The sequence below is a fragment of the Zoogloea sp. JDB1 genome (assembly GCF_056724025.1).
Genome location: NZ_CM161496.1, coordinates 3,259,654 through 3,279,383 on the forward strand (window position 1 = coordinate 3,259,654; position 19,730 = coordinate 3,279,383).

Here is a 19,730-nt window from a genome sequence, read left to right on the forward strand (position 1 = left end):
GAAGGCCGCAAAAATACCACAGGCACCGCGCTTCGCCTGCTGTATAGGGCGTGCGACAGGCACATCCGCGCTACGGATGGCCTGCGCACACGCTACTCAGTGCGGTTTGAGATGCGCAACGGCATCCTTCACGAAGCCCAGCAGTGTTGCGTCGATCAGGCTGCCTGCCATCAGCTCCGGCTCCTTCTCATGGGCCAGGCGGATCTTGGCATGGGTTTCCGGATCGTCGCCTGCATAGGAGCGGAACAAGGTCAGCCAGCGCAGCGCCAGCTGCCGCACCGCCGGATCGTCCGGGGCACTGCCTTGCTCCAGGTGCTCGCGCAGAGCACCGATCAACTCCGGCCACTCGTAAGTGTGTTTGCCGTAGTGCTCGCGCATGAAGGCGAATTCTTCGGGCGAAAGATATCTGGCGTAAATGCGCAGCTTCGTCTCCGCGTTGGCCTGCAGCACAAAGGCCAGCACCTCCGGCGTGATGCCGGTCTGGGCCTGCACGGACGGCTCGTTGAGATGCATCGCGTTCAGCTTGGCCAGCAGACGCGGATCCCGGTCCGTATCGCGCTCGATCATCTCTATCCAGCGCTTCGACAGGCCTTGGGCCTCATCGCTCTGCGGTGGGAGCCCGCGCTCCATCACCGCACGCACCTCGTCCACCAGGGCTCGCCACTCCGTTTCGGTGGTCTTGCCAGCCCGATAGAGGGGAAGCCGGGCAAGTTCATCCTGCGAAAAATACTTGTCGTACATGGTCATCCTTTCCAGCGTTGTCAGCCATTCGGCAAGTTCCGGCTCATCGCCTCGCAGCAAGCGGCCCTGCAAGCGGGACAGACGATCGCGCAGCTCCATCGCCTGCTCGATCTGCTTGTCGAGCATATCGATCTGTTGCTGCACGATGGATGCAAGCGAAGAGTCGGGCCTTGCCAGTACAGCCCCGATGTCAGCCAGGGACAGGCCGAAACGACGCAAAGCCTGGATCTGGTGCAGCCTGGCGATGTCGTCCCGGTTATACAAGCGATAACCGGCCTCGGAGCGCGCAGACGGGGTGAGCAGGCCGATGGCGTCGTAGTGATGCAGCGTCCGGACCGTGAGTCCGCAACGCCTGGCGAGATCGCCCACTTTAAGCAACATCGAATGCTCCCCGGTTCATGCGTGCGACGAGGCTGGGGGCTGACGTGGCGTGAGGGTCAAGGGATGGCTGATCACAGTTGGCGGTGTCGTACCAGCGGGGGATTAGATTCATGTTCGGGGCGAAGCCGCGATGTGATTGATGTTATGTGCTAGCCGTTTTCCACCTTAAGGCCAGATACGCGTTCGAGGCTCTCTGAATCGCCCCGGGTTTCGCGGAGGCCATTTGGTTTAAGTCAGGCCATGACAGCCTGAGCGGTTTGACTGCGGTGATAGTTTGCCTCAGCTTCAGCCGGCGGCATGTAGCCAATAGGGGCGAGCAGCCGATGATGGTTGAACCAGGCCACCCACTCGAGGGTTGCCAGTTCCACCGCTTCAGCACTTTTCCATGGGCCACGGCGATGGATCAACTCTGCTTTGTAGAGTCCGTTGATCGTCTCGGCCAAGGCGTTATCGTAGCTGTCCCCCTTGCTGCCAACCGACGTCTCGATGCCCGCCTCGGCGAGTCGCTCGGTGTAGCGGATGGACACGTATTGCGACCCTCTATCCGAATGATGGATCAGGGCATCCCGCTGGGGCTGGCGTGCCCATAAGGCTTGCTCCAGTGCGTCCAGCACGAACTCGGTGTGCATGGAGCGGCTGACGCGCCAGCCGACGATGTAGCGGGCAAACACATCGACGACGAAGGCGACGTACACGAATCCCTGCCAGGTCGAGACATACGTGAAGTCGGAGACCCAGAGCTGATTCGGGCGCTCGGCCACGAACTGCCGATTGACCCGGTCCAGCGGACAAGGCACAGCGGGATCCGCGCGAGTCGTGCGGACGGCGCTTCCACGCCGGGCGCCGACAAGTCCCTCGGCCCGCATCAGACGTTCGACGGTGCAGCGAGCCACCTCGATGCCTTCCCGCTGCAACTGCCGCCACACCTTGCGCACGCCATACACCCGCAGATTGGCCTGCCAGACCCGCTGGATATCCCCGATCAAGCGTTCGTCGCGCAGCGCCCGGGCGCTACGCAGATCAGGGTTGCGCCGACGTGCCGCCCGGCGTCGATACGCCGACGGGGCAACCTGCAAGACCTTGCAGATCGGCTCGACCCCGAGACGCTCCCGGTGCATGTCGATGAAGTCGTGGGTCACTTGTTGCGGCGGTCGAGCTCCGCCTGCGCGAAATATGCGCTAGCCAGGCGCAGGATCTCGTTGGCCCGTTTCAGCTCCCGAACCTCCCGCTCCAGTTCCTTGATCCGTGCGGTCTCGGCACTGCTGACCCCGTCCCGCTGTCCGGTATCCCGCTCGTGCTGCCGAACCCAGGCGTGCAGTGTCTGGGCCGTGCAACCGATCTTCGCTGCAATCGACTGGATCGCTGCCCATTGCGACGGGTGCTCACTGCGCTGCTCGAACACCATCCGCACTGAACGCTCACGTACTTCCGGGGCGTATTTCGTTGTCTTTTTCATGGCTCCATCTTCTCAAGAGTAGGAGCCTCCGCGAAACCCGGGGCGATTCACTCGAGCAATTCAGCTTTGTTCAAGCCTCGAAATGGAATGATGATCGCAATCGAACTGTCAAGGAATAACATGAGCAAGTCATTAGTTGTCTGTGCTGAGGTGAACGAAGGCCATGTATATCTGGCCTGCCACTTGAGTGACACCAACTCTAATCCGGCTTCACTGAGAGTGACCTGCTGTGGGGATGTGAAGAAGCTATCAGACCTTGGGGTAAGGTACTTACGCATACTCCTTTGCTTCAGATACGAATTGCTTATCAAAATGGCCAGGATGGCTAATGCGCCCAGGAGTGAGGGGAGTGCATTATGATTATATGTTTTGGCGATAAGCTGGATCGAAAACCCGATGACGAACCAAATGCTGAGAGATTTTAAGAAGGAGCCTGGGGTACTACCTCTGGATACCTTTTTATAAAGATATCTGTTGAAGGTCAACCAGTCGTCGGGGACTAATTTGATTTCAAAATTCATTTTTACCCTTTGCGCAAGTGGCTGATTGCTACCCTGTAAGACGAGGGGGTTCAACATCTGAATTTATTGGGTTGTTGCAACAAATTATGTGGAGCTATTGACTGCTCCGTACGAGGATCATTTCTGAGAAGGGGGCGCTGTGATCATGTTTGCCCCTTCGTTGTTTGACGTTGTGTCGCCACCTGCCAGATTGAAGACTGTCCAAGGAATTGTTAAAGGTAATAGTGCGGTGTCGGCAATAAGCGAAACCGGGAAGTCAAAACAAGTGCCATGGCCGCATTTCAGGTCGGCTTGTCTCACTGTGCCGGAGTAAATCTTGTTCTTTGTCTCAGGTTCGCTGAGGGTGATTAATGTCGTACAGCCTGTGAAGAAAACTGGAAGGGCCGAAAATAGAAAGACTAGCTTGCGCATGATGATTCTTTCGGTTCATGAGGCCAATGTTGAGTTTGAGCAATCAGTTGCAAACTGGTCGGGCTTGACCAAGCCTGGCTGAAATGGCCGAGATCGCATCAAGGCTTGGGATCGATTTCAACGAGCGGGATCCCGTCTTTATCGATGAAATGACTGTCAATTTCACCTTCTTCAGGAAATCCCTCCGCTTCGCAACCGTTTGCATGCGGCACGATAAGTGGCATGGCACAAAGCGCATGCGTGCTGCCTTGACCCTTTACTTCGATATTCACAAGAACATCGTTGCGGAAGTCGATCGCCAAATGGTCATGTCCAACAGGGACGAGAAGTGGAATAGGTACGATCACGGCAAATAGAAGCACGCCTGCCCAGGTCACGTCCTTGTTGTAGATCCAACGTTCCAGTTCACCGCGGGGTTCGATGCGATCCGGCTCGCCCCAGCCTTGCCTCACGGTTGCCTTGTTCACGGTAGGGGCACTCGCATTGGGTGCCAGAAGGACGATGTTCCCGCGGCTCTTCGCCAGCGCTGCGTGCTTAGGTGTTCCTGTCTGACTTGAGATCACGCCGGCGCCAACGCAGGCTGTAAGTAAAGGAGTCAATGCGGAGAGGAGAAGCAGTCGTTTCATCCTGGGGGCTTATGGGTATTCAAAAAGAATGGCATGTCGCGCATTGGCTTCCCTATGCACTGCTTCACTCGTGCACCTTTTTGCTGAGTGTTCTACCGTTCTCGGTCAGTCACTCATCGTATATTGAGCCGATTCATTGAATGTGGAGAGGTCGAGCAACTTCGGGATGGCCGTTCTCAGAGTTCCAGCATACATCTGCTTTCTCTGGATATTTGGTTGCACACCATCTTCTCCATCGATTGATCGACAACCCGTCCGCCGATTTCACTTCGAAGTCGTAAAAATAGTGATCGAACGACTCGCCAGTGACTTCGAATAGCAAATACATCAAGGCGGATGAGACCATAGTAGTTGAAACAAGTCTCGCGGGCATTTCGATGCCCGCGTTTGGGCCAGGTGATATGGGCATGGTTGTCGCTGGGAGGGGGCGAGCGTCGTTTAGGTACTTGATGACGTAGGGAACGCCCGGTTCGCCAATGTGTCGCAGCGCGTTGATGGTCGTCCACTGCGTTTTTGCGTCCTGGGGCATGGCTTCAATCAAGGATCTGATTTCGGAGTCTAATGGATCCCTGGTGGCTGGTTGTGCAGAGGCGCCAAACGCTGTTACGCATGCGACAAGGAAGTGCCGCCAATTTTTAAAATTGCCGGAATTCATATCTGAGCGAGTATGAGTTGTTTGACAAATATCCTGCTGCAGGCTTGTCCTTTAAGGGTGAGCGCAGTCAAGACTCAACAAGCGGAGCCTCATTTGGCATATTCTGAGCCTGCTTATGAAAATTAGATCTTACAACAAAAATATCCTTTCGAAATATCTCCATGGCGGTGTCTGTATTGCCAGGAGGCGAATGGATAGGGTTGACATGGCACCACTGCCCCTGCTGAGAGTAGCTAATCGAAGACGCGATAGAACCCGCCACCCCGATTAGACAAAAAGTCACTTTCCTTAGGAAGTATTTCCACGTTGAGCGCATGCTTCAAGCTTTCTCACTACGAGTTCGCGGGTTCTGGATCAATGTCACCAAAGGTGCGGACGTGATTTTATTAGTCTATTCGAAAATGTTCGGGGACTTCTTCAGAGATGGATAGATTGCTGTCTTCACGTAAAAGGAGCTTTAGCAGACCTATGTTGCGCTCCCTTTGAGAATTACGTGCTTGATGAGTTTTTGAGAGCGTCATTTGGCTGAACTCTTCCTGTCCAGAGTGAAGAACCCCCGCGGTGATCTGCTGCCTATGCTCAAGCCGTAATAGTCGCCACGAGCCGTTCCGCCATCGAGAGGGCCGTGCAGCATCAGATAGCCATCGCATACTTCGTTGCGTCCAATCGTCAACTGGCCGTCCTCAATGCGGAAGGACAGTGGATCCGATACAGGATAGAAGCGCGCATCCTTCGTGCTGGCGGAAACAACATTTACACGTAGCCAGTTTCCGGCGATGCAGGACCGCGCCGTCTTGTTTGTAAATTCGATGACAAGCGTGGTGATGACGCGATGGCTTTGGTCTGCGATTTTCAAGTTCCACTGCCCCGCCAAGTCAGCGGAGCAGGCAGAGGTCGAGACGGCCATGGCAAACGCAAGGGCGGCCATACGACGCATGGCCGTCATCATGATTCCGCGTCGTGGCAGACCGCTTCGATGTTGTGCCCGTCCGGGTCGAGAACGAATGCGCCGTAGTAGTTGGGGTGATAGTGAGGACGAAGGCCTGGGGCTCCGTTGTCCGTACCGCCGGCAGTCATTGCGGCTTTGTAGAACGCATCAACCTCCGCTCTGGATCGAGCCCGGAAGGCGACGTGGATCGGTGGTTGATTGGGTGTCCCGCGGCTGAGCCAGAAGTCGGGCTTGGGTGGTTCGCCAAAGCCGGCGACATCCGTGTGGCCGGTCACGGAGGCGGGAAGCTCCATGATCAGCACGTAGCCAATCGGCGCCAGCACCTGCAGGTAGAACGCCTTGCTCTTCTCAAAATCGCTGACGGTGATGCCGGTGTGGTCGATCATGTTGTCTCCTCGGTTTTCGATGGATGGACTGGGCTCACGGGACGATCAGATGGCGCTGCCGCATCACAGGATTCGCGTTCCACGCTTCCAGCTGAATTTGCGGCCGAACTGGCTGTTATTCCCTTCGAGGTTGATGAGGATCGTTTCTCCAGGGAAGTTGACGGACTCCTGGATCCGCTGCAAGACCTCCTTGGCGCGACTTTCACTGTGCAGTTGAAACCACCGGGAAGTCTTGAAGCCGAAGACGTAACAAGGGGAGTGCGAAAGATGTTTGACCCGTTTCCTGACTAGGTAGGCTTTGCGAAGACCGGGGATGCTCCGTAGCGCGTTGCGCAGGGCGGCCAGATCGTCTTCGGGAAGGCCATGGCGTTCGAAGCGGTCGCGGAGCGATACCCCATTGCGCTCCTTGGTGGCGTCCTCCTGCAGGGTGACGCGTTCGACCAGACGTTGGTGCCATGCATGGGCTTCATCCCGGCGCTCATTGCGCCAATGGTAGTCACGCAGCAACTCGCAGCAGTTGGCGGTTGCGTTTTCATCCAGGTGCATGGTGCGCTCGATCAACGCGCAGCCGCTGGCATCGTTTCGGCTCAGGAGGCGGGCGCCGAGGGAGAAGCAGACCAATGCGTCGTCAGGCACGCGTTCGTGCAGGGTCTGAAATTGGCTGAGTGCGTCATCGGCGTTGTGGCCGACGGTCTCGGTGAGGTTCGCACGATCATAGGCTTCCTGTACCGTCAGTTCGGCGCCCGCGTTGGCACGGGCATCGAGGTCGGCCAATTGGCGGCGACCGTCCTGCACTTCCCGATGGCGTTCCTCCCAGGATGGCGAAATAGCGTCCCGCCAGCGCTGGTCGAAGTTCTCGGTCACGACAGCCAGCATGCTGCCCAGGAGCCGGTCCGCGGTGTGTCCCGCATGCGGGAGGTGCAGGCGTGGAGTTTCCCCCAGGGCATCGAGACGGTCGGCCAGTGCCGGGTGCGTGTCGGCAGAGCCCGTCTGTTCAGCCATGGCCCGCTCCAGCCACACTTTGACCGATGCCTCGTCGAGTTCCGTGGTGATGCCGTGGCCCATTCCGGAATACGGCGCAAAGCTGGGTTGCGGATGCTCGTCGGCGTGTCTGTGAATCCCGGGCCAGTACTTTTCGGCGAGAAAGCTGCCCACCACGTTGACACTCGTGAGTGCCTCTGCGGCCGTCCGTGCAGAGGTGAGCGTTGCCGCAGTGGCATCCGCCTGGTACTCGTTGGCCCGCGCCATCGGGAAGGTGTAGGCGCCGAAGAAGGGGGCAAACCACTTCAGGAAAGGTTTGAACAGCAGACTGCCCCAGCTGTCGTCGGCGTCCAGCACGTTCCACAGGCGGCTCCAGCGCAGGCGCTGGCGGTAGATCCAGTTCGACATCCGCCCGTGGCCCTTGGCAAGATGGCCGAATTCGTGGGCGAGCACGGCCTTGAACTGATCGGGTGTCAGCGTCTTCATCAAGGGCAGGCCGAGCAGGAGATAGTTGCGTGACCAGCCGAAAGCGCCCAGACGCGGCGACTGCACGACCCCGGCATTGAAATCGTCGGTGATCAGTACGTGGTGGAAGGGCGGGGCGCCCAACTGCCGGCGCAATCCATTCACCATCGCGAACAACTCGGGCGCCTGCGCCTCATCGACCGGCGTCCCCTTGGGAGGCTCGATCTTGACCCACAGCGCCTTCAGCACCATCCACAGAAAGAACCCGGCGATGATGATCAGCTTCACGCCGATGGCCCTGAGCACCATGATGTAAGCGCATAGCCCCACCAACGCCGCGATGATCGCCAGCAGCATCACGGCGATGTAGGCATTCCCCAGCGTGGCCAGCAGCAACACCTTGAGCTTGTAGAGGCCGGGGTTCTGCTGGGCCTGTCCTTCCAGCCTGCCGACCAGGGCGTCGAACTGTCCGTCGTTCATGAGTGCAATAAAATCTGAATGGGTATGTTTTTGGAATTATTTGGCACTCACTCAAATTCGGCTATGCACTGCGTCACTTGTCTCCTGGGTTGATAACGACAGGGGCCCGACAGCAATCTGACAATGGTTGGCAGGGACGTGATAAACGCACGCCTTCGCCCAGAATTCACCGATGCTCGCGGCGCTGCCCTTGCCTGGTCGTTCCTGTCATCGCGGCATCAGCGCGAACACACCCCAGCCCAGGTATTCACGCGTGTAAGTAGCATGGCGCTCGGGTTCCGAGTTCAGTTTGGCCCGAACCTCTTTCGCGAGCTCATCACCGGGGTTGGCGTCGAGCCATCGGCGCATGGTGAGCCATTTGGCCGCCTCGTATCTGTCCCAGCCGTCTTGGTCCGCCAGAATCATTTCAACGACGTCGTAGCCGAGGCGGCCGAAAGACGCGAGAAGTTCGGGGAGTAGCAGAAAGTCGGAGATCGAGTTGGCGAGACACCCTTGGGCAACGTCTTCTGTCGGCGGTAGCTGCCGCCAGTAGGGCTCGCCGATGAGGATGATTCCTCCAGTGTGCAGGCTCCGCGCCAGAAGCTCGATAGTGCCGGCGACTCCACCGGCGATCCAGGTGGCACCGACACAGGCGGCCACACTGGCCTTCTCGTCGGAGACATGGCCGGCAGCATCGCCATGGATAAAGGTGACCTTATCGGCAACACCGAGTTCTATAGCCCGGAGCTTCGCCTGCTCGGTAAATAATCGGCTCATGTCGATGCCGGTGCCGACGATGCCATGATCGCGTGCCCAGGTGCACAGCATCTCCCCCGAACCGCTGCCGAGGTCGAGCACCTGGGCTCCTGGTTCCAGACGCAGCGCCGCGCCGAGCGTCGCGAGCTTTTCGGGAGTGATCGGGTTGTGGATGCGGTGAGCGCTCTCAGAGATGTTGAATATACGTGGGATGTCCATTTCGGATGGCTTCCTTATGGGGGTGAATAGAGATACGGTCAGGGCCTGACGATGCTGCGGCCCGCTCGCGGGACGTCTCGGCAATCGGTGGGAGCCACTTTGATCCAGGTGCTAGACGGCATTCCGCCATCGCAGTCCAAACGGCAATAGTCTGGGGGCGAACAGGAAATTTGGCCTCAAGTGTCTGGCACTCGTGCTCACTCAGTAACGGTGAGGTAATGAGGTAGCCATCCTGTTCGAAGGTGTTTGAGAGCATGATCTACCCGATCTGCGTGGTTTTTCTCGCAACTTCATGCGGCAGGTCCGGTTGGTCGCCGGGCTTGGCGTCAAGGGTTGAGTGGCGAGAGACGGCTAGCGAAATGTAGAAATAAAGCCAGAAGGTGCCAGCCGTGGCATACCAGTATTCGCCAGCGGCAGCGGATAGGGCAATAACCGCCGTGGTTGTCATGGCGATTGTCAACAGCCACCAATTGGTTTGCCGCGACCACGCACGAGACAGCACTTCGGCATGGTAGGGGCGGCGAAGAAATGCCAGGTGCGCGCCAGACCAAATCAGCAGGACTAGAAACAGAGCAGGCACCCCCATCAACGGAATTGCCATTGAGTCCGCCCAGTGAGGAAACTCACCTCTGGCAGAACCCTGCAATAGATCGAAGATGCAGGCGCCGACGGTCAGTAACGGCGTGGCGACGGCGAGCCCAAGCCATCCGGCGCGGGACTTCGGCGACTTGAGTTGCCGCCAACCGCGGCGGCAAACGAGAAGAACACCGATTGATAGCGCAACCAAGGTGCCACCGTAATCCTGGAGTTTATACTTTGGCGTGAGCATTTCATCTCGGAGTTTCCAATACTCGTCGTTCTGACCATCTGACAGGGTCATGTAGCGCTCCATGAAGAGCGCCGCATCTTTGTATGGTGCAAGTGAATATGCGTAGCCCAGGAAGGCCGCGCCGATGAGAAAAAGGATGGTCGCGAGTTTCATGACGCCGGATGTGAAGGAGACGACCGTCGCATAGTGCAACGCATGAGATGGTCGTCCATGTTATTCGGATGCGTTGAAGGTCAAGATCTGCCCGCTAATCTTCGAGTTTAGCGGTGCAGGATTTTTGGACCCCTTTGACGGACTTGTCAGGGTTCGCGGTGGTGGAATTCAAGGTAGAGCTTCTTAAGGGCTGGTGGGAGTTGCTGCCAGTATGGCGCACATTTGATGTGTGGAATCTGCCAAAACAAATTCTCGATTAATGCAGAGTCGATGCAGTTGCGAACGGCTGGACTTGCTGTTGCAAATGAGCCGCTGACGTAGTTGAAGAGAGGAGCATGGATGCGAGCCTCAACCCCTCTACTCATTTCCGCGTTGAGTGCATTTGCCAAGCTCTCAAACCACGAGTAGGCGAACTCTGGATCAACGTCACCAAAGAGACGGATGTGAAATTCATCAGCCTGTTCGCAAATGCTGGGGAAACGGCCTCTGATGGAGTTGAATAGATCGATGACTGTTTCCACGTGAAGGGCCTCAGCGTTTGACGTAAGGGACTGCTGCAGCGGCTAAGCGGCTAAGCGGCGGACGGGGCCCAAGGCTCAGCTTTGAGCGGGGTGCTCACATAGGGCTCCAAGTTCTTGAAAGTCATGAGTGCAAAAAGTCTTAGTGGGTATGTTTTTGGAATTATTCAGGGGCGTGCAAATTCGACTATGTACTGTGTCACTTGTACCCAGCTCCACCAGGCTCAACTCAGGCCGGAGTCATTGCGATACACGCCGAAGGGGACCGAAGCAGGCATTTAGAGAGGGGTCTTGGCATATGAGCATTTCGCTCCTTGTCGGGTGAAAGAGGATATAGATGGTAGCTTCGTCACCAACTGGTGTCCCGCCAGCCGTGCCGTCACAGCCGGTACGCCCATTGCTTTTTGTGACTACGTCTGTCATGCGATAAAACCCTTTCATGTCCGGTCTATCGGAAATCGTGAAACGGCTCTCGCCAACCTCTTCGCCACTTGTCACTATGGATGTGTTATCCGAACGGTAGTCGTATACCTCCGTGCAGTTATTCGTTGGATAGGTCCACGTCCATTGCCCGTACAGCCTGTGGGCCGGCGGATTCCCGACATTAGCGAGGGCTGCCGTCGTTGCAGAGCAAATGACCAATGTAGCAAGAATTTTTCTCATGATTAGTTTTAGGTAAAGGACGTTACTGCAGTCGGAGGGGGCGCCTGACGTTAGACGGCATTGCGCCACCGCAGCCCGAAGGGCAATGAACGAGGGGCGAACAGGAAATGCAGAACCCTGCGCCTGCTTTGACCTGAGGCTTTTGAGGAAGCGTGCAGCAGCAACGGACTCATGAGCAAAGCTCCGCCCCGGGCAACGGGGCAGACCACCTCGCCGAGTGAATCGCGCAGAGCGAGGGCAATCTCCTGACTGGTTCGCCCATGGGCGTGGGAGCCCGGCACAACTTTGAGTGGCCCATCGTTGGAGGAACACTCATCAACGTGCAGGCGAACAGCGACAATTTCCTGCAAAACGGCTGGTGGTGGCTGCACGAAGATACCGCCCTCTTTTTCGGACCAGCCCGTGAGGTCGGGGTTATTGACTCTTTCGGAAACCGGGATGCTCAAATCCTGATGAAGCGACACCAACCAGTTTCGCTCGACCGACTTTTCGAAAAGAGTGCACTGAACGGCTACAGAATCCCGGGGCAGGAAGCACGAAAGCGACGGGTGATTCTTGAGCTTACCTGCCAGCGAATAGCACCAATCTGTTTCAAGCAGGCAGCGGTTGCCCGCCATGGAGATGGCAACCGAAGCCAGATTGGCTTCGAGCCTTTGGCATTCGTGTTCGCTCAGCAACGGTGAGGTAATGAGGTAGCCATCTTGTTCGAATGCGTTGGAATCCATGGCGTTGCCGTCTGACGTGGGTTTCGCTACTTGAGAGAGGTAGGCACTTCATATTCGGCAACCGGCGAGGAAGGATCGTCGGGATTCAGCTCGATGGCGGCCAGTTTTGTGCCTATGGAGTACAAGATGAGAAGCCGGCTGGAGGCAAGAAGCATTGCCTTGTTCAGGTGGTCAGCCTTGGCCACGAGAACACGATAGCCCTTTCCGTTTGGTGCGGAGATAGCGATCTGTTTTGCATCCGACTCAGTCAGTCGGGCATCGCCATTGGTGTCTATGTTGACAGTGACATGGACATAGACGATGGCGTGTTGCTTCTTTTCGCCGTACTCAGTGGAAGGAAGTGCGATTGAGCTAAGGATCACGCTATCCATTGACGGGCGAAGCCAATATGCGGAGCGTGTCGATGGCTCGAAATAGAGGTAGTTGCGGGTGGAGCCCGCTTCCTTGGAACTCGGGCCCAAGGCATAGGTCTGGCGTACGGTGAGAGGTGCGCGAACCACCGTACTGCCTTGGATTGAATCAAATGAGCCAAGCTCTGCGACTGACTCTCGAACATCGCCAAGCGCAGTATTCGCCACGTTATCGACATGTCGTAAATTCGTCGCCTCCTTGAAAAAAAGGTAACAAACTACACTGAGGGCTGCGCCAGCAATCAATCCGACGAGCAAGATGATGATGGCGTTAATTCGCCAGAGTAGAACAAAAAGCTTGCGAGTCTGCATAAAAATCTAGCGAAGCTGTGAAGTAATTTTGCGGGAACGGGTCGAAAACTATCCCTCTTGACAGTTACCAGGCGTCACTGCTGCTCCTTGTCGATCAATTGCAGCTAGGAAGGGAAGGGTAATGAGCTGCAATATCGAAATTAATACCCGTGCAAAAACCGCGCAAAAGAAAACATAAAAGAGAAATGTCACGGTCACGCCTTTTGCGAGCGGCAGCCCAGCCACTGCCACGATCTGTAGCGGAACCTTCATCAAGAACCCCGCGTAGTGCGCTAGCGATAGAGATACGATTGCGAGGACGCCCCAAAGTACTGATGTCTTGTTATGCCAAGCCTCCTTGAGCCAGTGGTAGCTTGGTCCAGGTATGTATTGGATGTGAGGGTAATTCCTATTATTCATATAACAAGCGTTGAGCCATGGCGAGGGGCAGTCGTTATTTCTTAAAAAATTTCTTGATGATCGCGAGAGCTACAAGACCAAATATTAGATAGCCAACGAACTTGCCGGCCGAGTGTCCGGTTTGATATGCCTCGCTGTTTGTGTTGACTTGTGCGATCACTGCCTCTGACGCAAGTGCGCAGGAGATGAGGGCGATCGATCTAAATGCGTTCCTTGCGTTCATTTTTCTCTGTGCTGGTGAGTTGTTGTATCGACATCGAACACGGGAAACCATACGTCATTCTTTAGGTGTTTGCCATCGAATTTTAAACATGATGGCATATGTTTTTCCGGTCTCACTATGTATTGAGTCACTCACATGGCCCACCGCAGAGTGCTCCGCCGTTTCTGTCAATCATTCCCCTTGACGCTCTTCCTCCGCCGGATCGATACTCCGCCGCGTCACCTGAACGAGGGTGGCCGGGCGTGAGAACCCGGATTGCAAAGGCCGATGAAGGCCGCGTTTCGACGCGGTTTTTTCTTGTCGGAGCACGGTTGCGCCTGTCCAATGGCGGGCCGTGCGGGGCAGCCGCAAGGCTGGCCGGTCCCTTTGCCCGGTATTCTCACCCCCGCACGGTTCCGCCGCCCACCGTGAGAAGTGGGCGGTGGAGATGCAAACCGCAGCAAAGGAGTTACCCATCATGACCATCCACACCCACAGGTGCGCAAACGCGTGCGCGCTGATTGCATCCGTTTCTCCCGCTTCACGCTCAGCCAGTTCATCGCCTATGACGGGGAGGGTTTCGGCATGAGCACGCCGATGCGTTTTCCCGCCTCTGCAAGCCCGATTTACGTCCTCGCCAGCACTGCTGACGCGCTCGCCCTCACCGATCAATTCACCGCACGACAGGCTCAGCTCCAGGCGCTTCTCGCCATGACGCATGGCAACGCAGGCGACGTCTTCCGGCGCATGGATGCGGATTGTCAGGAGAACTACCTGTGGGCTTGCGCGATGATCGCGGGGGAAATGCGTGAGTTGACCGAGGCTATATACGCTCGGCGAGCTGAGAGACGTGAAGAGCGGGCAGGGCGGTCAAGCAATGATGACTGAAAGGTCTATGTTGCAGTCCTATTGATCGTCGTGCACTCGGCAACTGCTTGATAGTCGCCGGCAACACGCTCCGTTCACCTGACAACATGCTGGGTTGCCAGGTGAACGGAGCGCGTTGCCGGGTGAACATTCGATCTCGTTGCCGCAACACTGAATGCGCGCGCCATGGCATGAGCGGTCCGGATTGGTGTGTTTGATGTGCGGCCGCGAACATTGAATGTAGACACCGTTGTGTTGAGTGGGGGCGTCGCGATGCTCGATGTGGCGGAGACAACTTGTGTTGTTGACGGCGGCGCGTGACATATCCAGCCGCCAACATTGAATGTCGTGGCGTCAACATGGATGAATGCGCCGGCCACATTCGATGTGGCGCCCGCAAGGATTCAGTCACCGATCTCATCGACGATCAATGTTGATGGAATACCCATCCCTTGTCATGATGCGCGCTCCGATTGAGCGGGCTCCAGGGAGAGGTCGATGTTGCGTCATTTATCGCGTCGCGGTTTCGGGCTTGTGCCCTTGTTGCTGGTGCTTGCCGCGCTGGCGGCGGCAGGTGTGTTCGTTGCCAGGACACAGCAGGCCGATGAGGGAGGGACCGTCGACGGGCCGTTCCAGATTGCCGACTTCGCAAATCGGGACTTTGAGGGCTCGCCGGCGCTGGCGCTGAGCTTCACGCATCCGATGGATGCGCGCCGGGACTACGACGGGTCCATCCAGGTGTTCGAGATGCCGCCGCGCACGGGTGAGGCCAAGCCGAACAGCCAGGATGACGAGGACGCCGACAATCAGGGCGAGGGCACACCCGGCAGTGGCAATCCGCAGGTCAGTACGGCGCCCGACGATGTGGCGATCGACGGTGGCAAGCTGGTGAAGGGCGCGTGGGTGGTGGGCGACAATCCGCACATCCTGTATTTCCCGCACATCAAGCCGCAGACCCGTTATGTGGTGCGTGTGGCGGCAGGACTGCAGTCGAAGGCCGGCCAGACGCTGGCGGAAGCCAGCAGTTACTCGGTGCTCACGGCCGTCGTCTCGCCGGCCTATTACTTCGCCAGTCGTGGCATGGTGCTGCCTGCCAAGCAGAACGGCGGTCTGCCGGTGGTCACGGTCAACGTGCCGGAGGTGGATGTCCAGTTCCTGCGCGTGAAGCCAGACCAGTTGCCGCGCTTTCTCGACAAGGTGATCAGCGGGCCGCGTCCCCAGCGGGGCAAGCGCCAGCAGAACAACGACGGCTACGATTACGACGAGGAATACGACGGCGATGAGGATTGGCGCGCGACCGATCTGAAGGGGGCCATCGACAACTGGTCGCTCGATAATCTGCACAGCCTGACCGAGAGCGTGTTCACCGGCCGCTTCCTCACCGAGCAGAAGCCCAACAAGCGCAACGTGACCTTCCTCCCGGTCGAGGACATCAAGGAGCTCCGCGAGCCCGGCATCTACATCGCGGTGATGAACCAGCCGAACCGCTTCCGCTACGACTATCAGGTCACCTATTTCTACGTCAGCGATCTCGGCTTGAGCGCCCGCGTGTTTGCGAAGGGCGCCGATGCCTACGTCAGCTCGCTGACCACCGGCAAGGCGATGGCGGGTGTCGAGGTGGCCTGGATGGATGAGAACGCCAAGGTGCTGGCCCGCGCCGAGACCGACAGCAACGGACGGGCCAACTTTGCCGAACGGCCCGCGGCTGCGAAGGTTCTCCTGGCTCGCCACGACCAGCAGATTTCGCTGATCGCGCTGAAGGAGCCGGCTCTCGACCTCTCCGAATACGACATCGCAGGGCTGCCCGGTCGGCCGGTGCGCCTGTTTGCCTATTCCGGCCGCAACCTGTATCGCCCGGGCGAGAGCTTCGATCTGTCCGTCCTGGCCCGCGATGCGGACGGACGCGCGGTGCCGCCGCAGCCAGTCCAGGCCATTCTCAGGCGCCCGGACGGCAAGAGCCAGTTCACCGCGACCTGGCAACCGGACGGCAAGCTGGGGGGCTATTACCAGAACCGCATCGTGCTGCCAGTGGATGCGCCCACCGGTTCGTGGACGCTGGAGCTGCGCGTCGACCCGGCCGACAAGCTGGCGACGACGAGCTTCCGCTTCGGCGTGGAGGAGTTTCTGCCGGAACGCATGAAGCTCGATCTGGCCAGCAAGCAGGCCACGGTGTCGCCGGACGACACGTTGAGCATAGCCGTGAAGGGCGCTTATCTGTACGGCGCGCCAGCGGCCGGCAACCAGCTGCTCGGCGTTGCCGTCTTCGAGCGTCAGAAGAACCCGCTGGCCCAGAAACTGCCCGGCTTCGAGTTCGGTGATACCAACGAGGAGAGCCAGCGCCAGCGTGTCGAACTGGACCAGAGCCAGCTCGACGAGAACGGCGAGATGACGCTCGACGTCGATCTGTCGCCGGCCAAGGACAAGCGCTCGCCCTACACCGTGCGGACCACGTTGAGCCTGCTGGAGAGCGGCGGCCGGCCGGTGGTGCGCAATTTCGAGCGGGTGGTGTGGCCGGCGCCGGTGCTGGTGGGCGTCCGTCCGCTGTTCACCGGCGACTACGCCCGTGAAGGCAGCATCGCGCAGTTCGAGGTCATCCGCGCCAATGCGGAGGGCAAGTTGAGCGCGGGTAGCGGGCTGCCGGTCCGCCTGTTCCGCGAGAACCGCGACTACTACTGGCGCTTCGATGACCAGCGTGGCTGGCATTCGGGCTTCACGGAAACCGACGAGCTGGTGAGCACCGCGAGCGTCAGCATTCCCGACGGCGGGCGCGGCAAGCTCGGCGTGCCGGTCAAGTACGGCCGCTATCGCCTGGAGATCACCGATCCGGCCACCCAGCAGACGACGAAATACCGCTTCTACGCTGGCTGGAGCGCCCGCGGCGACGAGACCCAGGGCGTCCGCCCCGACCGCGTCGCGCTGAAGTTCGACAAGCCGGCCTACCAGGATGGCGAAACCGCCAAGCTGAGCATCACGCCGCCGCACGCCGGCGAGGCGCTGATCACCGTCGAGGCGGACAAGACCCTGTGGGTCAAGCGCCTGCCGGTGGCGCTTGACGGCACGACCGTCGAGATTCCGGTGGACAAGGACTGGAAGCGCCACGACCTGTATGTGTCGGTCAGCGTGCTGCGGCCGGGCAGCGCCGGTGAGAAGGTCACCCCGGCGCGGGCGCTGGGCCTGGCGCACCTGCCGCTCGAACGGGGTGAGCGCAAGCTGGCGGTGAGCCTTGAGGCACCTAAGAAGATGCTGCCGGACACGCGCCTCAAGGTGAAGGTCAAGGCGCCCGGCGCCGCCGGCCAGCAGGCGGTGGTCACGCTGTCTGCCGTCGATGTGGGCATTCTCAACATCACGCGCTACGCGACGCCCGACCCGCACGGCCATTTCTTCGGAAAGCTGCGCTACGGCGCCGACCAGTACGACGTGTATGGCCGCCTGATCGAGAAGATGGGCGGCCAGAAGGGCAAGCTCAAGTTCGGCGGCGATGCCGTGCCCAAGGCGACCAAGAGCCTGCCGAAGAAGGTGCGCCTGGTGGATCTGTTCTCCGGGCCGGTGCTGCTCAACGCACAGGGCGAAGCGGAGATCGCCCTCGATGTGCCCGACTTCAACGGCACGCTGCGCCTGATGGCAGTTGTCGCCGCGCCGGAGAAATTCGGCAACGCCGAGGTGGAGACCGTCGTTGCCGCACCGCTGGTCGCCGAGCTGATGACGCCGCGCTTCCTGACCGTGGGCGACAACGCGACCATCGCGCTCGACCTGCACAACCTGTCCGGCGCGGCGCAGAAGCTGAAGGTGCGCATCGAAAACGCCGATGGCCTGAAGATTCAGAACGCCGAGCGTGAGCTGGAGCTCAAGGATCAGCAGAAGCAGACGCTGCGTTTCCCGCTCGAAGCCGGCAATGCCTTCGGCCTCACCGATGTGCGGGTGCACGTCAGCAGCGTCGCCGGCCTCAAGCTGGAGCGCAGCTTCGGCCTGCAGGTCCAGGCGGCGACGCCGCAACAGCAGGTGCTCAAGCTGCTCGCCGTGGGGCCGGGCGAGACGGTGGAGGTGAAGGACGCGGAACTGGGCGGCTTCATCCGGAGCACCGTGCAGTCGCATCTGGTGCTCTCCAACCAGGCGCCGATCGACGTGCGCAGTGCCATCCAGGGCTTGCTCACCTATCCCTATGGCTGCGCCGAGCAGACGACCAGCACTGCCTATCCGCATGTGCTGATCGACGAGGAGGGCGCCAGACAGTTCGGGCTCAAGACCTATACCCGCGCGCAGCGGGCCGACATGCTGGAGAAGGCCATCGCCCGGCTCGGCGCGATGCAGGCGCCGAACGGCGGCTTCAGCCTGTGGGGCAATGTGTCCGAATACCAGTACTGGCTGTCGGCCTATATCGGCAACTTCCTGCTGGACGCCCGCGAGCAGGGTTTCCAGGTGCCGGAGGCGATGCAGAAGAAGACCCAGGAATTCCTGTTGAAGTATCTGCAGGAAGGCGTTGCAGGCCTGCCGACCGGTAAGCTGAGTTACAACGAGAACGGCTGGCAGGATTACCGCTTCGGCGGTTCCGGCCGCTTCGGCGTGCTCGCCTATGGCGCCTACGTGCTGGCCCGCGAATCCAAGGCGCCGCTGTCCACGCTGCGCCAGATGTTCGAGGTCCGCAGCCAGGCGCACTCGGGCCTGGCCCTGGTGCAGCTCGGCCTGGCGCTCAAGCTGATGGGCGATGAAACCCGCGCCCAGACGGCGCTTGCCGAGGGCGTCAAGAAGAGCCGCGATACCGGTTACTGGTGGGGCGACTACGGCAGTCCGCTGCGCGATGCGGCGTTGTCCTACGCGTTGCTCGACCGCCACAAGGTGAAGGTCGACGGTCGTGACAACCTGGTCGCCGTCGCTGCCGCCGAGCTGGGCAAGAACCGTTACACCAGCACCCAGGAGAAGCTCGCGCTGTTCCTGCTCGGCCGCAACTTCGCCAAGGCCAGCGAAGGCGAGGGCGGGTGGACGGCGGAAGTGCTCGGCAAGGACAAGCCGGAGGTCATCAACGGCGCCGGCACGCAGATCCGGCCGCTGACGGCAACGGCTTTGCAGGGCGGCATCCGCATCAAAAACACTTACAAGGACAAGCTCTACCTGCAGCTCAGCCTGAGCGGCAATCCGGCGAAGATGCCGGCCAACCGCGACGACGCCATCGCATTGAGCCGTGACCTGTTTGAGGCCGACGGCACGCCGCTGAAGAGCCGCGCGTTGAAGGTCGGCGAATCGGTCATCGTGCGCATCAAGGTCAATCCGCACAGCTGGGTCAATACCGGCATGGTGGTGGACCATATCCCGGCCGGCCTGGAGATCGAGAACCTGAACATCGTCCAGGGCGAGGGCATGGGCAGCACGACGATCGAGGGCATCAATCCGGCTGAGGCGATGCAGGACCCGCGCATCCAGCACGTGGAGTTCCGCGATGACCGCTTCGTGGTTGCCGCGCGGCTGCATGGCAAGCTCAGCCTGTTCTACCGCGCGCGCGTCGTCACGCCCGGCAAGTTCGTCTTCCCGCCGATCTACGCCGAGGACATGTACCGGCCGGACGTTTATGGCCTCGCCAGCGGCGATGCCACGCTGACGGTGAGCGACGGCAAGGACAAGCCGGCGGCTGCAGCGCCGGCCAAGCCCTAAGGC

Annotated in this window: 16 protein-coding genes and 1 other annotated feature; of the genes, 2 read left to right on the forward strand and 14 right to left on the reverse strand. The window is 59.3% G+C overall.

Translation table 11 applies throughout. From position 1 onward, the window contains the following. Positions 1 to 96: 96 nt before the first annotated feature. The 14 genes from AC1PPK_RS14680 to AC1PPK_RS14745 all read right to left on the reverse strand — a co-directional run bounded on the left by AC1PPK_RS14680 (position 97) and on the right by AC1PPK_RS14745 (position 12,616). A complete protein-coding gene (locus AC1PPK_RS14680; RefSeq protein ID WP_481113786.1) occupies positions 97 to 1,122 on the reverse strand; it encodes a MerR family transcriptional regulator in 1,026 nt (341 codons plus the stop codon). A gap of 233 nt (positions 1,123 to 1,355) precedes the next feature. After that, positions 1,356 to 2,578, reverse strand: a protein-coding gene (locus AC1PPK_RS14685; protein WP_481113787.1) for an IS3 family transposase whose coding sequence is annotated in 2 segments (ribosomal slippage) — positions 1,356 to 2,296 and positions 2,296 to 2,578 — 1,224 coding nt in all. Because the reading frame shifts where the segments join, the coding sequence is not laid out codon by codon here. Beyond that, positions 2,184 to 2,300, reverse strand: a sequence feature (AL1L pseudoknot). (Overlaps the previous gene by 117 nt.) Positions 2,579 to 2,625: 47 nt before the next feature. Then, entirely contained in the window at positions 2,626 to 3,099 is a 474-nt protein-coding gene (locus AC1PPK_RS14690; RefSeq protein WP_481113788.1) for a YcxB family protein, read from the reverse strand. Between the two features lie 117 nt (positions 3,100 to 3,216). Further along, the gene (locus AC1PPK_RS14695) at positions 3,217 to 3,510 is read right to left on the reverse strand and encodes a YceK/YidQ family lipoprotein (RefSeq protein ID WP_481113789.1); all 294 of its coding nucleotides are present in this window, start codon (positions 3,508 to 3,510) and stop codon (positions 3,217 to 3,219) included. Between the two features lie 98 nt (positions 3,511 to 3,608). Further along, on the reverse strand, positions 3,609 to 3,977 hold the full coding sequence (locus tag AC1PPK_RS14700; protein ID WP_481113790.1) for a hypothetical protein: 369 nt from the start codon (positions 3,975 to 3,977) through the stop codon (positions 3,609 to 3,611). Positions 3,978 to 4,269: 292 nt separating this feature from the next. Next, entirely contained in the window at positions 4,270 to 4,677 is a 408-nt protein-coding gene (locus AC1PPK_RS14705; RefSeq protein ID WP_481113791.1) for a hypothetical protein, read from the reverse strand. 631 nt (positions 4,678 to 5,308) lie between these two features. Continuing rightward, positions 5,309 to 5,740, reverse strand: coding sequence for a hypothetical protein (locus AC1PPK_RS14710; protein WP_481113792.1), 432 nt, complete (start codon positions 5,738 to 5,740; stop codon positions 5,309 to 5,311). Further along, complete coding sequence (locus AC1PPK_RS14715) at positions 5,737 to 6,126, reverse strand: VOC family protein (protein ID WP_481113793.1); 390 nt, start codon at positions 6,124 to 6,126, stop codon at positions 5,737 to 5,739. Before AC1PPK_RS14715 ends, AC1PPK_RS14710 begins: the two co-directional genes overlap by 4 nt. A gap of 63 nt (positions 6,127 to 6,189) precedes the next feature. Beyond that, positions 6,190 to 8,052 carry a M48 family metallopeptidase gene (locus AC1PPK_RS14720; RefSeq protein ID WP_481113794.1) on the reverse strand — a complete coding sequence of 621 codons (1,863 nt, stop codon included), beginning with the start codon at positions 8,050 to 8,052 and terminating at the stop codon, positions 6,190 to 6,192. A gap of 207 nt (positions 8,053 to 8,259) precedes the next feature. Beyond that, positions 8,260 to 9,006: an SAM-dependent methyltransferase gene (locus AC1PPK_RS14725; RefSeq protein WP_481113795.1), complete on the reverse strand. Its 747-nt coding sequence runs from the start codon at positions 9,004 to 9,006 to the stop codon at positions 8,260 to 8,262. Positions 9,007 to 9,265: 259 nt separating this feature from the next. Further along, a complete protein-coding gene (locus AC1PPK_RS14730) occupies positions 9,266 to 9,988 on the reverse strand; it encodes a hypothetical protein (RefSeq protein WP_481113796.1) in 723 nt (240 codons plus the stop codon). A 146-nt stretch (positions 9,989 to 10,134) separates the two neighbouring features. Next, positions 10,135 to 10,509: a DUF7674 family protein gene (locus AC1PPK_RS14735; protein ID WP_481113797.1), complete on the reverse strand. Its 375-nt coding sequence runs from the start codon at positions 10,507 to 10,509 to the stop codon at positions 10,135 to 10,137. Between the two features lie 710 nt (positions 10,510 to 11,219). Next, positions 11,220 to 11,894: a phytanoyl-CoA dioxygenase family protein gene (locus AC1PPK_RS14740; RefSeq protein WP_481113798.1), complete on the reverse strand. Its 675-nt coding sequence runs from the start codon at positions 11,892 to 11,894 to the stop codon at positions 11,220 to 11,222. Between the two features lie 26 nt (positions 11,895 to 11,920). Further along, positions 11,921 to 12,616, reverse strand: coding sequence for a hypothetical protein (locus tag AC1PPK_RS14745; protein ID WP_481113799.1), 696 nt, complete (start codon positions 12,614 to 12,616; stop codon positions 11,921 to 11,923). A 1,099-nt stretch (positions 12,617 to 13,715) separates the two neighbouring features. Here AC1PPK_RS14745 and AC1PPK_RS14750 point away from each other — a divergent pair. Together AC1PPK_RS14750 and AC1PPK_RS14755 are read left to right on the forward strand one after the other, a co-directional pair. Then, the gene (locus AC1PPK_RS14750; RefSeq protein ID WP_481113800.1) at positions 13,716 to 14,105 is read left to right on the forward strand and encodes a hypothetical protein; all 390 of its coding nucleotides are present in this window, start codon (positions 13,716 to 13,718) and stop codon (positions 14,103 to 14,105) included. A 477-nt stretch (positions 14,106 to 14,582) separates the two neighbouring features. Continuing rightward, positions 14,583 to 19,727, forward strand: a complete 5,145-nt coding sequence (locus tag AC1PPK_RS14755; RefSeq protein WP_481113801.1) for an alpha-2-macroglobulin family protein — start codon at positions 14,583 to 14,585, stop codon at positions 19,725 to 19,727. Positions 19,728 to 19,730 lie beyond the last annotated feature (3 nt).

Excerpts from the sequence above, each read along its gene's own strand:
- AC1PPK_RS14680 (WP_481113786.1), bottom strand. The coding sequence starts at position 1,122 with ATGTTGCTTAAAGTGGGCGATCTCGCCAGGCGTTGCGGACTCACGGTC.
- AC1PPK_RS14690 (WP_481113788.1), bottom strand. The coding sequence starts at position 3,099 with ATGAATTTTGAAATCAAATTAGTCCCCGACGACTGGTTGACCTTCAAC.
- AC1PPK_RS14695 (WP_481113789.1), bottom strand. The coding sequence starts at position 3,510 with ATGCGCAAGCTAGTCTTTCTATTTTCGGCCCTTCCAGTTTTCTTCACA.
- AC1PPK_RS14710 (WP_481113792.1), bottom strand. The coding sequence starts at position 5,740 with ATGATGACGGCCATGCGTCGTATGGCCGCCCTTGCGTTTGCCATGGCC.
- AC1PPK_RS14715 (WP_481113793.1), bottom strand. The coding sequence starts at position 6,126 with ATGATCGACCACACCGGCATCACCGTCAGCGATTTTGAGAAGAGCAAG.
- AC1PPK_RS14720 (WP_481113794.1), bottom strand. The coding sequence starts at position 8,052 with ATGAACGACGGACAGTTCGACGCCCTGGTCGGCAGGCTGGAAGGACAG.
- AC1PPK_RS14725 (WP_481113795.1), bottom strand. The coding sequence starts at position 9,006 with ATGGACATCCCACGTATATTCAACATCTCTGAGAGCGCTCACCGCATC.
- AC1PPK_RS14730 (WP_481113796.1), bottom strand. The coding sequence starts at position 9,988 with ATGAAACTCGCGACCATCCTTTTTCTCATCGGCGCGGCCTTCCTGGGC.
- AC1PPK_RS14740 (WP_481113798.1), bottom strand. The coding sequence starts at position 11,894 with ATGGATTCCAACGCATTCGAACAAGATGGCTACCTCATTACCTCACCG.
- AC1PPK_RS14745 (WP_481113799.1), bottom strand. The coding sequence starts at position 12,616 with ATGCAGACTCGCAAGCTTTTTGTTCTACTCTGGCGAATTAACGCCATC.
- AC1PPK_RS14755 (WP_481113801.1), top strand. The coding sequence starts at position 14,583 with ATGTTGCGTCATTTATCGCGTCGCGGTTTCGGGCTTGTGCCCTTGTTG.